Raw genomic sequence first — 15,063 nt, forward strand, 5'->3', positions numbered from 1 at the left:
GTCCCGGTGCGGCGACACCGAACTCCCGCTCCAGGGCTCCCGGTTCGCCGACCACCTCGGCAAGGCGAAGCCGATACACCACCTTTGACGCATACGCCCGACCCGCCGCGGCCGCCCCCTCCCCGGGCCGTCGGCGACCGCTTGCCGGCCGGGGAATCCCGGGTGCTGATTGTCAGTGGCATGACCTAGTCTTCATCACATCCGCCACACACGGCCCACAGCGCACGCACACCGTAAGCACCCGTGGGCCACCTTCCCGTGGCGCCCCACTTCATTCGATCCGGGGGGTTCGAATCAGCGTGCGTATGCGCACCCGCACCGTCACAGCCGCCACCACCCTGGCGGTCCTCTTCAGCTCCGCGGCCCTGGCCGCCACCACGCCGGCCTTCGCCGACACCAGTGCCCTGCTGCCGATCAAGTCGACCGGTGACATCGTCGTCGACGGCGTCCACCAGCAGGTCTTCATCAGCGACCCGAGCAACGGCAAGATCGTCGTCACCGACTACTCGGGCAATGTGCTCAAGCAGCTCACCACCGACCTCTCAGGGGTCACCGGCCTGGAGCTGTCCGCCGACTCGGGCACGCTCTACGCGGCCGTCCGGGACCTGGACGCCGTCGCCGTCATCGACACCGCGACGGACACCGAGACCACCCGCTACACCGTCGGCGACAAGCCACGAAGCGTCGCCGTCGCGGACGGCAAGCTGTGGTTCGGCTACGGCGGTGACGCCGAGGGCAACATCGGCTCGGTCGACCTGGCCGGCGACCACCAGGTCACCCTCGGCCAGGACAACAGCTGGTACTCGGCGCCTATCCTGGACGCGGCACCGGGCACCGACACCCTGGTCGCCGGCGACCGCGACCTGAGCCCCGCGTCGCTGACCTCGTACGACGTCTCGTCGGGCACCGCGACCCAGCTGGCCCACATCCGCACCGACGGCAGCAACCTCAACGACCTCCAGGTCACCCCCGACGGCAAGGACGTCGTGGTGGCCAGCGGGGCGCCGTACTACCACCAGGTGTACAAGACGTCCGACCTCAACGAGGACGGCAAGTACACCAGCACCGCCTACCCGAACGCGGTCGCGATCGCGCCCGACGGCACGGTCGCGGGCGGCAGCTTCGCCTGGTACGACCCGGACATCTACATCTTCCACCCGGGCAGCAGCGAGGCCGTGCGCACGTACGACTTCCCCAACACGGGCACGTCCAGCGGCGCCGACACCCTCGCCGACGGCGGTCTGGCCTGGACGCCGGACGGCTCCCGGCTGTTCGCGGTGACGTACAACGACGCGGACGTGTACTCCCTGCGCGAGTACGACACCCCGGGCCGGGCGGCCACCACCGTCACGGTGAACGCCCCGGCGACGGCGACCCGCGCCAAGCAGCTCACCGTCACCGGCACGGTCTCCTCGACGGCCGCGCTGCCCGCGGGCACCCAGGTCACGGTCACCCGCACCGACCTGGACTCCCCGACCGGCAAGGCGCTGCCTGCGGTCACGGTCAAGGCCGACGGCACCTACTCCTTCACCGACACCCCGCCGGCCGGCGGCAAGGTGACGTACACGGTCTCCTACGCGGGCGACGCCGACCACACGGCCGCCTCCGCCAAGGACACCGTGGACGTCTCGCGCGCCAAGCCGACGCTGACGCTGAACAACAACGGCAAGGTGTACGCGTACGGGCAGGACGTGAAGTTCACGGCCCACCTCGGCACGACGTACAAGAACCGCACGGTGGAGATCTGGGCCGACCCGTTCGGCTCGGACAAGCCCAACAAGCTGGCCAAGTCCGGCAAGGTCGACTCGCACGGCAACCTGTCCGTCACCCTGGACCTCAAGCGCGACACCAAGGTCACCGCGAAGTTCACGGGCGACGCACGCTGGCAGCCGCGTTCGGTGTCCAGCTCGGTGGGCGCGAAGGTCAGCATCTCCATGGCGGTCAGCCGCCAGTACAAGTCGAAGAAGGCCTGGGGCCAGACCTACGCCTACTTCCACAAGACCAAGAACCCGCTGTTCACGACCAAGATGCCCTACTACACCGGCCGTGCGCAGCGGTTCGACTTCCAGGTCTACTACCAGGGCAAGTGGTACTCCGACGACTCGAAGTACTTCGCGCTCGCCGGCAGCGGCATCTCCCAGGTCGAGTTCACCGGCAACCACAAGCAGGACGTCGGCTGGCGCTTCCGGGTCCGCTCCGACTACATCAACGGCACGTCCGGCGACACCGTCAACTCCACGACCTACGGCGCGTGGAAGTACTTCACCTTCACGAACTAGTGAATCAGCTGGTCTGAAGCTGCCGCAGGTGCTGCTGGACATGGTCCAGGGCACCCTCCCGGCGGCCCGGCACCCTGAGTCTCAACTCCGCGAGCGCGGGCCCCAGTTCACGGGCCCGCGCCGCCTCCTTGATGGCCCCCCACTGGTGGTGGGCCCGGTCCACGGCCGTCTCGACGGCCGGTGCGTCGGCCGGCTGCCCGGCGGCCAGCCGGACATGCGCGACGGTCAGCCAGGTACGACAGCTGCGCGCCGCGTCCCCGGCGAACATCGCCAGGTCGGCCCGCACCTCGGACCAGTGCAGGGCGTCCTCGGAGGCCGGCCCGTGCGCCCGCGCGGCGGCCTCCTCCCAGCGGGCAGCGAGCCCGTCGGCCTCCGCGTACCGGCCGCCCCGCGCGGCCGCGCTGATGGCGTCGTGCGGATCCCCGCTGTCCGGGGTGTGGGTGCTGAACAGAACACCGCTCGCGACCTCGGCGCCGAGCCGCGCGAGCACCTGCTGGTGCAACTGCGCCAGCGGCGGCCGGTGCCCGCTGCGCAGCACGGTCGCCACGGCCCTCATGTACGACGGTGACGCGACCTCCCGGCGGGCCGGCGGCGGTGCGATACGCCCGTACACGGCGTTGTTGCGCCCGGAGTCCAGGGGCACGGTACGCAGCCACTCCCAGGTCTCGTGGTCGGCGTGCAGGTCGAGGACGAGCGTGGTCGCCCCGGCCGGCCGCAACCGCAGCTCCTCGCGGATCCAGTGCCAGGGCAGGCCGGTGTAGCGGACGGTGGCGGGCGTGGTCCGGGCCAGCGCCAGATGCGGCAGCCGCTGCTTGCGGTCCAGCTGCAGCTGACCCGTGACGAACACGGTGAGCGGGCCGGGGGCGGCCGCGGCGGCCCGCAGCCGGGTCAGGACGGCCTGCGGCTCCAGAGGGTCGGCGAGTTCCACCACGTTCGCGGTGTCGGTGCCGGAGAGTATCGCCGGGGGCACGGCCGCGAGCACGGGGAGCACGGAGGCCGCGTCCACCAGGCACCCCTTGCCCGTCGGCGAGGCCGCGAGCAGCAGCACGGTTCCGGGCATCGGCCCTCCCCTAAGTTCCCCAGGTCCACTTACGTCAGCACCGTAACCGCTGCGCCTGCAAAGCGGGGGGTACGGGAGAGGTTTGGGCTGGGATGGGGGTGTTCCGGCCCCGGGCCCCTAGCCGGGGGTCGGCGTTCGGCGGATCGCGAAGATCGTGGTGTCGTCGGAGAGACGGCCCCGGCTGTGTCGGAGTACGCCGTCGCGGATGTGGGCGACCAGGACGGCCGGGTCGGAGGTGGCGGCCCGGGCGGCCTCCTCGGGCAGCGCGTAGAACTCGCCGTCCGCGTTCCTCGCCTCGGTGACGCCGTCCGTGGTGACGAGGAGCGTCTCGTCGGCGGCGAGGGCGATCCTGAGGGTCGGCGGAAGGCCGGACCCCGTCGCCAACTCGCCCATGCCCAGCGGGAGTCCGTCGCCCTGCGGCAACTCGCGTACCCCCGTCGGACGCACCGCGAGCGGCGGCTCGTGACCGAAGTTGACCAGCTCCACCGCGTCCGGCTCGCCCGGCAGGAAGCCCAGCAGCACCGCCGTGGCGAAGCGGTCGCCGTCGTCGCGGCCCAGGGCGACCGTGTGGCCCCGGTGCCGGAGCATCCGGGTCTCCAGCCGGCCGGCCACCGTCGCCAGGTCCTTCTCGTGATACCCGGCCTCCCGGAACGTGCCCAGCAGCGCGGCCGCCGTCTCCACCGCGCCCAGCCCCTTGCCCTGCACGTCCCCGACCAGCACCCGGATGCCGTGCGGGCCCGGCTGGATGTCGTAGAAGTCGCCGCCGACCCGGGCCACCGTGTCGGCGGCGAGATAGACCTCCGCATGGTCCAGCCCCGCCCACCCCGGCGGCAGCGGACGCAGCACGGTCCGGCGGGTCGTCTCGGCGATGTCCCGCATGTGCACCAGCCGCCGCTCGCCGCCGGCCCGGACCACGCAGGCGAGCATGGCCAGCAGCCCGGCGAAGGCGACCAGGATGAAGTCGGGCAGCCCGGCCTGGTACTGGTGCGGCCAGACGCTGTCCACGGCGATGTAGTCGAGGACCGCCAGCACGGCGAAGACGGCCGTCGCCCAGACCCCGCAGATCGCTGCCGCGATCCCGGGGACCAGCACGATCCAGGAGATGATCCGGAACCGCTCCGTGGTGTTGAGGTCGACCGCGGTGATCCCGGCCAGCAGCAGCAACGGCGCCGCCCAGGAGAAACTCCGGCCCCGCGCCCACTCCAGGGGCTGCCGGCGCAGCAGATCCTGCCACCACCGCGGGGCCGCGTGGTCGGTCACGACAGTCAGAGAACCACGCGCCGGGACCCGCCGCATGTCGTGGGCGCCCCAGAAACCCCGGACGGCCGACTTGCCAGGGGGTACCCGCAGGTGTGCCCTGGAAGCTGGGGGGCGAGGAGAGAGGAGCACTCTCATGGCTCAAGCGGCACCCACGTCCGGCGGTATGCCCCGGCGCGGCCCCACGCCCGACATCTTCAGCCCGCAGGCCCACGTCATGGCCAGACTGGCCTTCCCGGTCGTGACCGGGCTGATCTACGGCTACTGGGCGGCCGCGAACCGGCGCAGCGGCGGTCCCATCACCGGCTGGAACCTGCTGTTCGGCTTCGTGACGGCGATCGTCTTCGCCGTGGTGCTGTTCGGCGTGCTGACGATCGCCCCACGGCTGGGGCGGGAGGTGCACGCGCTGATGTGGACGGCGTTCATCGGGATCGCCTTCGGCTTCCTGTACAGCCAGAGCGGAGAGTCGATCCTGCGCTCCACCGGCATGTCCCTGGCGGTCGCGGCGGTGACGTTCGTCGTGATGTTCTACCGGTTCTACACGCACGAGGACGCGGTCGGCCATCGCATCCGGTGACCGTTCCCGGCCGCGCGTGGGCCCCGGCCGTGCCGGCCGGGGCCCACGCGTTCCCCTTTTTCCCTCACGGGAGTTTCCCCTCACCGGCCGCCGGGCCGCCCGAGGGCGCCCGGCGACATCCCTGCGAAGCCACTCCGGCCGTTCGACCGGGGGAGAGATCTCCGCACGACCAGGAAACACCCGTTCGGGCCAACCCTCCACCGGAGCACGGCGCCCCAAGGGTTTCCGGCGCCCGGCCGCCCGCCCCCGGCCGCCGTGTCGTCCATTCGGCTCGACCTGCCGCCCCACCGTGCCCCGGATGCAGTCACACCGCTCGCCCGACCCGCCCTCAGGGGCTTGCCTGGAGGCGTGCCCCCAGTGCCCTCCGCGCCCACCGGGCCCGCGCGGCCGGTACGGCGCACCCGGGCCGTACGTCACCGGAACGCCCTGTCGGCCCTGCTGATCGCGCTGTCCTGTCTGCTGCTGCCGTTCGGCGCGCTGGCGGCCTGGGCGGCGTACGGGCTGGCGAACACCGGACAGTACGTCAGCTCGATGGCGCCGCTGGCCGACGACCCGGACGTCCGGGACGCGGTGGCGGACACCGTCGGCCAGGGCATCATGCGCGAGGTGGACGTCGGCCCACCGATGCAGGGCACGGTCGCGCCCTTCGTGCGTGAGGCGGTCCGCTCGTTCACCCAGACCCGGGCGTTCCGGCTGGCCTGGGACGCGGGCAACCGGGCCACCCACGACGCGATCCTGCGCGCGCTCCAGGACGAGCGCGAGGAGGCCGTGACCGTCGACCTCGCGCCGGTGACCGCCCAGGTCAAGGACCAGCTCACCCAGGACCATGTGCCGCTCGCGGCCCGTATCCCGGTCCAGCACACGGCCGTTTCGGTGCTTCCGGCGGCGGAACTGGACCAGCTCCGGAAGGGGTTCCACGTGCTCGAAGTCGCCGGCTTCTGGCTGCCCGTCGCGGCCGCCGTCTTCGCGGTCGGCGGTATCGCCGTCGCCGTCCACCGCCGCCGTGCGGTGCTCGCGACCGCGCTCGGTACGGCGCTGGGCGGCGGCCTGCTGGGGCTCGCCCTCACCTTCGGCCGCCGGCTCACCCTGGCCGGCCTGCCGGCCGACGTCTCGCACCCGGCCGCGGCCGCCGTCTACGACGCCCTGACGTCCACCCTGCGCACGGTCTCCTGGCTGCTGCTGGGCCTCGGCCTGGCGGTGGCCGCGCTGGCCTGGCTCGGCGGACACGTCCGCCGGCGTCCGGGCAAGGAGCAGGAACCGGCCTCCGACACGCCCGATGCCGCCTCCCTCAGGACGGATTCACAGCCTGCCGGGCAGAACATGCCCATCCCGTGACCGGCCGCTCCGGCGGACGTCAGGGGCGCCGCGCCGCGAGTTCCGCGAGCGTGCGCAGCGCCCCCACCAGCTCGGGCTCGGCCACCGAGGCGAGCCCGAGCCGTACCGCGTCCGGCGTGCGCTTCGGGTCGACCCGGAACGCGGTGCCGGGCGTGATCCCGATGCCGTGCGCCGCCGCGGCCGCCGTGAAGCCGTCCGCCCGCCAGGGCGCGGGCAGTTCCCACCAGGCGAAGTACCCGCACGGGTCGGCCCGTACGGCGTACCCGTCGAGCAGCTCGCGGACGAGCCCCTGCCGCCGCCCGGCCTGCTCCCGCTTGGCCGCGACGAGCCGGGCCACGGTCCCGTCCCCGATCCACCGCACAGCCGCCTCCAGTGCGAACGCCCCCGGCCCCCACCCCCCGGACCGCACGGCCGCCGCCACCGCGTCCACCCGGTCCTGAGGGACGACGACGAACCCGACGGTGAGCCCGGGCGCGACCCGCTTGGAGAGCGAGTCGACGACATGGACGAGGCCGGGCGCGAGCGCGGCCAGCGGTGGCTCGGGTCCGGTGTGCAGAAACGACCAGACCCGGTCCTCCACGACCGGCAGCGCCAGATCGTCCACACAGCGGGCGAGTTGGAGCCGCCGCTCGGTCGGCACGGTCCGGGAGGTCGGATTGTGCAGGGTCGGCTGGAGGTAGAGGGCGGCGAGCGGGGCGGACCGGTGCGCGGCGCGCACGGACTCGACGACGGGCCCCCGCTCGTCCGTCTCCACCGGCACGAGCGTCACGGAGAGCCGGGCCGCTACCTCCTTGACCAGCGGATAGGTCAGCGGCTCGACCCCGACCCGGCCGCCCGGCCGGACCAGCGAGGCCAGGGTGGCGGCGACCGCCTGCCGGGCGTTGCCGGTGAACAGGACACGGCCGGGTTCGGGCCGCCAGTCGCCGGTGGCGAGCAGCGCGGCGACGGCCTCCCGGGCCCGCGGGGTGCCGTCGGTGGCGCCGGTGCGCAGCGCGTCGCCGAGCGCGTCGGGCCGCAGCAGGGGAGCGAGCGCGGGGGCCAGTAGTTCCGGCTGCCCGGGTACGGAGGGGTAGTTGAGCTCCAGGTTGACGCGGGCGGTGCCGTCCTCGACCAGTGCCCGCCCCTGCGGGGTGACCTCGGTCGCCCGGACGAAGGTGCCGCGCCCGACCTCGCCCACCACCAGCCCGCGCCGCACCAGTTCGGCGTAGACCCGCCCGGCGGTCGAGGGGGCGATGCCGTGCCGTCGTGCGAACGCCCGCTGCGGAGGCAGCCGTTGCCCGGCCCGCAACCGCCCCCGCGCGATTTCCAGCGCGATCCGGTCGGCGATCCCCCGAAAGTCGTCCACGGCCATCCCCCCACCAGCATTGCACCGAGGGCAAAGATCTTATTGCACCGAGGAGTTGGCCGCACCTAGGGTCGTTCACATGCCCCCCTTCCTCGCATACGACGACAATGACCCCCAAACGTCGCGAACCCCCTTGCTGCTGGTCCACGGCCACCCCTTCGACCGCACGATGTGGCACCCCCAGCGCATCGCCTTCGCCCCCTCCCGCCGGGTCATCGCCCCCGACCTGCGCGGCTACGGCGCCTCCCCGGTCACCCCCGGCGTCACCCCGCTCTCCCGCTTCGCGGCGGACCTCGCGGAACTCCTCGACGCGCTGGAGGTGGAGACCTGCGTTCTCGTGGGCCTGTCGATGGGCGGCCAGATCGCGATGGAGTGCTACGACCGCTTCGGCGCCGACCGTGTGCGGGGCCTGGTCCTGGCGGACACCTTCCCCACCCCGGAGACACCGGAGGGCAGGCGGGCCCGCAACGCCATGGCCGACCGGCTGCTGCGCGAAGGCATGCGGGGCTACGCCGACGAGGTCCTGGAGAAGATGGTCGCCCCCTACGCCCGTCCTCAGGTGAAGGCCCACGTCCACCGCATGATGACGGCCACCGACCCCGAGGGCGCGGCGGCGGCCCTGCGCGGCCGGGCCGAACGCCCCGACTACCGCCCCCTGCTGACGAAGGTCACGGTCCCGGCGCTGGTGGTGGTCGGCACCGACGACGAGTACACCCCCGTCTCCGACGCCGAGGCCATGCACGCCCTTCTCCCCGACGCCACCCTCCGGACCATCGACGCGGCGGCCCACCTGCCGAACCTGGAACGGCCGGAGGAGTTCAACCGAGCGCTGGGGGAGTTCCTGGCACGGGTGGACGAAGGGCCGTGATCCCGGTGACGAAGGGTTGCGATGCCGGTGGGCCAAGGGCCGTGATGCCGGTGACGAAGGGTCCTGATACCGGTGGACCAAGGGCCGTGATCCCGGTGGACGAAGGGCCGTGATCCGGGTGATCCGGGCCGGGTGACGGCGGCGCACGGCCCCGCACCCCGACCTCGCCTTCCTCCCCCCTCGGCGCCCCGCTCGCCCGCCGGCGCCTCGCTCGCCTTGCGCCTGGCTGCTGCGCCGGGCGGCCGGCACCGACCACCGCGCCCTCGTCGTGGACATCACGCTCCACCGGCACCGGCACCGGCACCGGCACCGGCACCGGCACCGGCACCGATAATGGACGCATGTCCCGCGAGTTCCCCATCGGCCTCACCCCTCCCGACTGGCTGGTAAGGAACCTCCGGCCCCAGCAGGCCGCGCCCCTCAACTGGGCCGCCCTGGCCCGCGCCGCCCTCGGCATGGCCCTCCCGCTCACCATCGGGCTTGCCGTCGGACAGCCCGCGTACGGCGCGCTCGCCTCCATGGGCGCCCTGTCCGGGGTCATCGGCGACACTGCCGACGCCTACCGGATGCGGATCCTCAACATCGCGATCCCCCAGCTCTTCGGCGCCGTCGGCGTCACCGCCGGAGCACTGGTCTACGGCCAGGGCTGGCTGACGGTCGCCGTCATCACCGGCATCGCGCTGATCTCCGGGATGATCTCGACGATCGGCGCGGTGTCCTCCGTCTCCGGCCTCCTCCTCCTGCTCAACTCCGTGATCGGCGCGGGCCTGCCGCTGCCCGGCGCCTGGTGGCTGACCCCGGTCCTGATGACCGGCGGCGGCCTGCTGATCCTCCTCCTCGCCCTGCTGGCCTGGCCGCTGCGCTCGGGCGTACCCGAACGCTCGGCGGTCGCCGCCACCTACCGCACGGTCGCAGACCAGCTCACGGCCATCGGCACCGCCGACGCCGAGAAGTACGACCGCGCCCGGCACACCGTCACCCAGTCGCTGAACCAGTCGTACGACCTGGTCCTGGCCCGGCGGGCCCGGTACCGCGGCCGCAGCCGCGAACTCACCCGCATGCTGGCCCAGCTGAACGCGATCACCCCGGTGGTGGAGGCCGCCCCCGCCGCCCGGCTCGCCGGAAAGCCGCTGCCGCCCGAGATCCCGGCGGCGATCCACCGCATCGCCGACGCCATCGACACCGGCTGCACCGGCCCGACCGTGCTCGACCTCCCCGAGCCGCGCAACGAGACCGCCCGGGCCGTCGACCACGCCCTGCGGCACGTCGCCGAGGTCGCCACCAGCCCCGACGTCGACCCGCGCGGCCTCGACGACCGCCTCGGCCGCCCCGCCGCCCTCGGCATCCGCACCGCCCGCGCCGCCCGCAACGTCGCGCTGTCCGCCAACTCCTGGCGCTACGGCATCCGCCTGGCCCTGTGCATCGGCATCGCGCAGGCGCTGGTCTCCCTGGTCCCGGTCCCGCGCTCCTACTGGGTCGCCCTGACCATCACCTTCGTCCTCAAGCCCGACTTCGGCTCGGTCTTCTCCCGGGCGCTGCTGCGAGCGCTGGGCACGGTGGTGGGTCTGGTGGTGGCGGCGACCGTCCTCACCCTGGTCCCGCGCGGCTGGCCGGACGTCCCGGTGATGCTGCTCCTGGCCCCGCTCATCCCCGCCCTCACCCCCCGGGGCTACGGCTTCCAGACGGCCGCCATCACCCCGGTGATCCTGCTCCTCTCCGACGAACTGAACCACCAGGGCACCGGCCTGCTCCTGCCCCGCCTCCTCGACTCCCTGATGGGCTGCGCCATCGCGCTGATCGCCGGCTATCTCCTCTGGCCGGAGAGCTGGCACACCCGGGTCGGCGACCAGCTCGCGAGCGCGGTCGCGGACACCGCGGACTACGTCGACCTGGCCTTCGAGGAGGGCGCGGAGCCGGCCGCCCGCGCCCGGATGCGGCGCCGCCTCTACCGCGACCTGTCCACCATCCGTACGGAGTTCCAGCGCGCCCTGACCGAGCCGCCGCCGACGGGACGGCGGGCGGCCGCCTGGTGGCCGCTCGTCGTCGCCGTGGAACGCATCATCGACGCGACGACGGCGGCCCGGGTCCGGGTACGGCACGGAGCACCGCCCCCGCCCCGCGCCGAGGTGGACCAGATCGCCCTTCAGCTACGCGAGTTGGCGGACGGCGTCCGCGAGGCGGAAACCCTGGTCGCGGTCCGCACGGACCTCACGGGCCCAGCGGACAGCGTCCTGGAACCCCTCCGCCAGGAGGTGGCGGCGGCCCGCGCGATCGCGTCCCCGCACTAGGACGCGCCCTGCCCCGCTCGGCGGGCACCGGCAGCAGCTCGCGTACTTTACTATCCCATTGCGACCTCGTGGTGCGAGCGTGACCTCGGGGGTGCGGTTGCGCACACGGGCGGCCGCCGAATGAACAAGGGGTGAACCAATAGGAACCGGCGGGGAGTTGAGAAGCGGCCTGAACTCGACGACCGTACGCCCGACAGGAGTCATCGACCCTCCCCAAGATCGCAACCTGGGGCCGCTAACCTTACGTGTCCGTCCTGGCCAGTGATTGACGGGTATCAACTCACGCGAAGGGTTGCGCACATGGGCATTCTCACTCTCCTGCGGAACGCATTCGGCCGGTCGCGAAAGCCGCGGCCCGCCGAGGCGGAGGGTGCAGACCAGCTCCCTTCGCAGCCGACGCCGGCACCGGCGTCGAAGCAGGAAGCACCGGAACCGGCCGCCTCTGCGGCGGTCCCGGAACCCCGCCCGGGGAACACCGACGAGCACGATCTGGTAACGGCGGCGTTCGAGAACGTGACCGTGCCGAAGCAGGCGTCACGAACGATCGAACCGGAAATCGAGGTTCACGCAGAGCCCCCGACCGAGCCGGAAGCGGCGGCTGAGCCTGCCGCACCGGCCGAGCCGGAGACCGTGACCGAGGCTGCCGCATCCGTTGAGCCGGAGGCCGCGGCCGAGGCTGACGCGCCGGCTGAGCCGGAGGCCGCGGCTGACGGCAAGGCGGAAGCGCCGGCCGAGGCAGAGGTCACGGCGGAGGCCGAGGCGGAAGCGCCTGCCGAGGCAGAGGTCACGGCGGAGGCGGAGGCGGAAGCGCCGGCCGAGGCAGAGGTCACGGCGGAGGCGGAGACTGCAGCGCCGGCCGAGGCTGCGGCGGAGATGGTGGCTGAGCCTGAGGTCGCGGCCGCGCCGGTGGCTACGCCGGACGCCGGAGCCGCGCCGGTGGCCGAGGCGGAGGCCGAAGCCGAGGCCACGGCCGACGTGACTGCGGAGCCGGTGCCGGAGCCCGAGGCCGAGCCCCTGGCCGAGGTGGCGGCTGAGCCGGAGGCCGAGGTCGAGTCCGAGCCGGTCGCGGAGGCGGAGCCCGCCACCGCCGAGCCCGAGAACACCACCCCGGCCGAGAAGGCCGAGGACGAGCCCGCACAGGCGACCACCGAGACGAACACCGCTCCCGAGCCGGAGGTCGAGCCCGAGGCGGTGGCCGAGCCGCAGGCCGAGGCCGAGCCGGCTGCCGAACCGACGCCCGAACCGGCCGCCGAAACGGTCACGGAGCCCACCCCCGAGGCCACTCCGGCCGACACCACCCCCGAACCCGCCGCGGCCGCCGACGGCGAATCCGCCCCGCAGGGGCCACCCGCACCCGACAACGAGACTGTCACGGGTGATGCGGGTGGGAAGAACGACCCGGCCGAAGGCGAAGCCGAGGCCGCGGTCGGCGACGACGCCGCAGCCACCGCCCTCGCCAAGGCCGGCCTCACCGGCACCCACGCCGCCACCTACCTCGTCCTCGACCGCTCCGCGAGCATGCGCGCGTACTACAAGGACGGCTCCGCCGCGGCCCTCGCCGACCAGACCCTCGCCCTCGCCGCCCACCTCACCCCGGCCACCGACACCCCCACCGTCCACGTGGTCTTCTTCTCCACCGAGGTAGACGGCACCACCGACCTCACCCCGGCCTCCCCCGAGAACGCGATCGACGAGGCACACGCCGGCCTCGGCCGGATGGGCCGCACCAGCTACCACGCCGCCGTGGAAGCCGTACTCGCGCACTACGACAAGAACGCCACCCCCGGCGCCCCGGCCACCCCCGCCCTCGTCGTCTTCCAGACCGACGGCGCCCCCGACGCCAAGACCCCCGCCACCCAGTCCCTCACCGACGCCGCGAAGTCCCACCCCTCGGTGTTCTTCTCCTTCGTCGCGTTCGGCGAGCACGAGAACAAGGCCTTCGACTACCTCCGCAAGCTGAAGACCGACAACACGGCCTTCTTCCACGCGGGCCCGACCCCCCTGGAACTCACGGACGCGGAGCTCTACGACGGCGTGCTGATCGACTGGCGCCCGTAAGCCCCGGCGGCACACCCCGCCGCGACAACCCACCGCACGGCCCCCATGCCGCCCGCTTCTCACCCCGCAAAACGGGAGGCGGGCGGCATACACATGTCGGCTACGATTTCAAGGTTCGCAAAAGCAGCAACGAATCCGACCTGGGAGCAGCCCCCGATGGCTCGACACCTCATCACCAGCGCCCTTCCGTACATCAACGGGATCAAGCACCTGGGCAACATGGTGGGGTCCATGCTCCCGGCGGACGTGTACTCGCGGTATCTCCGCCAGCGCGGCCACGACGTCCTCTACATCTGCGCGACGGACGAGCACGGCACCCCCGCCGAACTCGCGGCCAAGGAGCAGGGCCTCCCGGTCGACGAGTTCTGCGCCCAGGCGCACGACGCCCAGAAGGCGGTCTACGACGGCTTCGCGCTCGCGTTCGACTACTTCGGCCGCAGCTCCAGCCCCGAGAACCGCGAGATCACCCAGCACTTCGCCCGCCGCCTGAACGAGAACGGCTTCATCGAGGAGCGGTCGATCCGCCAGGTGTACTCCCCGGTGGACGGCCGCTTCCTCCCGGACCGCTACGTCGAGGGCACCTGCCCGCACTGCGGCTACGACAAGGCCCGCGGCGACCAGTGCGAGAACTGCACCCGCGTGCTGGACCCGACCGACCTGATCAACCCGCGCTCGGCGATCTCCGGCTCCACGGACCTGGAGATCCGCGAGACCAAGCACCTCTTCCTCCTCCAGTCCAAGCTGGAGAACGAGGTCCGCGAATGGGTCTCGAAGCACGACAAGGACTGGCCGCAGCTGGCCTCCTCGATCGCCCACAAGTGGCTGACCGAGGGCCTGCACGACCGGGCGATCACCCGTGACCTGGACTGGGGCGTCCCGGTCCCGGCCGACACCTGGCCGGAGCTGGCGGCGGAGGGCAAGGTCTTCTACGTCTGGTTCGACGCCCCGATCGAGTACATCGGCGCGACGAAGGAGTGGTCCGACCAGGACCCGTCCACCCGGGACTGGAAGTCCTGGTGGTACGACGTCGACAACGACGTCCGCTACACGGAGTTCATGGCGAAGGACAACGTCCCCTTCCACACGGTGATGTTCCCGGCCACCGAACTCGGGGTGCGCGAGCCGTGGAAGAAGGTCGACTACGTCAAGGCCTTCAACTGGCTGACGTACTACGGCGGCAAGTTCTCGACCTCGCAGAAGCGCGGCGTCTTCACCGACCAGGCCCTGGACATCCTGCCCGCCGACTACTGGCGCTACTTCCTGATCGCCAACGCCCCCGAGTCGGACGACTCCTCCTTCACCTGGGAGCACTTCACGGCCACGGTGAACAAGGACCTGGCCGACACCCTCGGCAACTTCGTCAACCGCGTCCTGTCCTTCTCCAAGAAGCGCTTCGGCGAGGATGTCCCGGCCGACGGCGAGCCCGGCGAGGCGGAGGCGAAGCTGGGCGAGCAGATCGCCGAACTCCTCGCCGAGTACGAGTCGCAGATGGAGTCCCTCCAGTTCCGCAAGGCCGCGGCGGCCCTGCGCGCCCTCTGGTCGGCCGGCAACTCCTACCTGGAGGAGAAGGCCCCCTGGCTGGAGATCAAGACGGACAAGGACGGCGCGGCCCTGACCCTGCGCACGGCGATGAACCTGATCCACCTCTACGCGGTGGTCTCGGAACCCTTCATCCCGGCGACGGCGAAGACCATGCGCGAGGCGTTCGCCCTGACCGAGGACACGGCCGTCTGGGTCACCGCCGCCGAGGCGAAGGCTCTGACCGCCGTCCCCGCCGGCACCCCCTTCACGGTCCCCCCGGTCCTCTTCGCCAAGCTCACGGACGAGGACCTGGAGACGTACAAGGAACGCTTCGGCGGCACCACCGCCGCTTAGCCCCGCCCGCGCCACACGCGCCACACGCACCGCCGAAGGCCCGGCAGGAGGACCCCCTCCCGCCGGGCCTTCGGCGTGAGGTGCCTTCGGCGTGAGGTAAGTCCCAGGAAAGAGACCTAGC

10 protein-coding genes are annotated in these 15,063 nt (G+C 72.5%); 7 read left to right on the top strand and 3 right to left on the bottom strand.

Annotated features, from left to right (window positions below; genetic code table 11):
• Positions 1-305 precede the first annotated feature (305 nt).
• Complete coding sequence (locus tag ABZ642_RS10795; protein ID WP_360480512.1) at positions 306-2,279, top strand: Ig-like domain repeat protein; 1,974 nt, start codon at positions 306-308, stop codon at positions 2,277-2,279.
• Positions 2,280-2,283: 4 nt separating this feature from the next.
• Here the strand turns inward: ABZ642_RS10795 and ABZ642_RS10800 are convergent, their stop codons facing one another.
• Both ABZ642_RS10800 and ABZ642_RS10805 read right to left on the bottom strand, forming a co-directional pair.
• Positions 2,284-3,339, bottom strand: a complete 1,056-nt coding sequence (locus tag ABZ642_RS10800; RefSeq protein ID WP_360480515.1) for a hypothetical protein — start codon at positions 3,337-3,339, stop codon at positions 2,284-2,286.
• Between the two features lie 117 nt (positions 3,340-3,456).
• The gene (locus ABZ642_RS10805) at positions 3,457-4,560 is read right to left on the bottom strand and encodes a PP2C family protein-serine/threonine phosphatase (RefSeq protein ID WP_360481293.1); all 1,104 of its coding nucleotides are present in this window, start codon (positions 4,558-4,560) and stop codon (positions 3,457-3,459) included.
• 172 nt (positions 4,561-4,732) lie between these two features.
• On the opposite strand from ABZ642_RS10805, the gene ABZ642_RS10810 reads away from it, so the two are divergent.
• Both ABZ642_RS10810 and ABZ642_RS10815 read left to right on the top strand, forming a co-directional pair.
• The gene (locus tag ABZ642_RS10810) at positions 4,733-5,173 is read left to right on the top strand and encodes a hypothetical protein (RefSeq protein WP_360480518.1); all 441 of its coding nucleotides are present in this window, start codon (positions 4,733-4,735) and stop codon (positions 5,171-5,173) included.
• Positions 5,174-5,530: 357 nt separating this feature from the next.
• Positions 5,531-6,508 carry a hypothetical protein gene (locus tag ABZ642_RS10815; RefSeq protein ID WP_360481296.1) on the top strand — a complete coding sequence of 326 codons (978 nt, stop codon included), beginning with the start codon at positions 5,531-5,533 and terminating at the stop codon, positions 6,506-6,508.
• A gap of 19 nt (positions 6,509-6,527) precedes the next feature.
• Here ABZ642_RS10815 and ABZ642_RS10820 read toward each other — a convergent pair whose 3' ends face one another.
• On the bottom strand, positions 6,528-7,853 hold the full coding sequence (locus ABZ642_RS10820; RefSeq protein WP_360480521.1) for a PLP-dependent aminotransferase family protein: 1,326 nt from the start codon (positions 7,851-7,853) through the stop codon (positions 6,528-6,530).
• A gap of 79 nt (positions 7,854-7,932) precedes the next feature.
• Here ABZ642_RS10820 and ABZ642_RS10825 point away from each other — a divergent pair, with 79 nt between their 5' ends.
• The 4 genes from ABZ642_RS10825 to metG all read left to right on the top strand — a co-directional run bounded on the left by ABZ642_RS10825 (position 7,933) and on the right by metG (position 14,942).
• Complete coding sequence (locus tag ABZ642_RS10825; RefSeq protein ID WP_360480524.1) at positions 7,933-8,721, top strand: alpha/beta hydrolase; 789 nt, start codon at positions 7,933-7,935, stop codon at positions 8,719-8,721.
• A 341-nt stretch (positions 8,722-9,062) separates the two neighbouring features.
• Complete coding sequence (locus ABZ642_RS10830; protein WP_360480526.1) at positions 9,063-11,009, top strand: FUSC family protein; 1,947 nt, start codon at positions 9,063-9,065, stop codon at positions 11,007-11,009.
• A gap of 630 nt (positions 11,010-11,639) precedes the next feature.
• On the top strand, positions 11,640-13,067 hold the full coding sequence (locus ABZ642_RS10835; protein WP_360480529.1) for a VWA domain-containing protein: 1,428 nt from the start codon (positions 11,640-11,642) through the stop codon (positions 13,065-13,067).
• 156 nt (positions 13,068-13,223) lie between these two features.
• Positions 13,224-14,942 (top strand): methionine--tRNA ligase, encoded by a 1,719-nt coding sequence (gene metG, locus ABZ642_RS10840; protein ID WP_360480532.1) that lies wholly within the window; start codon positions 13,224-13,226, stop codon positions 14,940-14,942.
• Positions 14,943-15,063: the final 121 nt, after the last annotated feature.

This window comes from Streptomyces sp. NPDC007157 (genome assembly GCF_040634235.1).
In the GTDB taxonomy this organism is placed as follows: Bacteria; Actinomycetota; Actinomycetes; order Streptomycetales; family Streptomycetaceae; genus Streptomyces.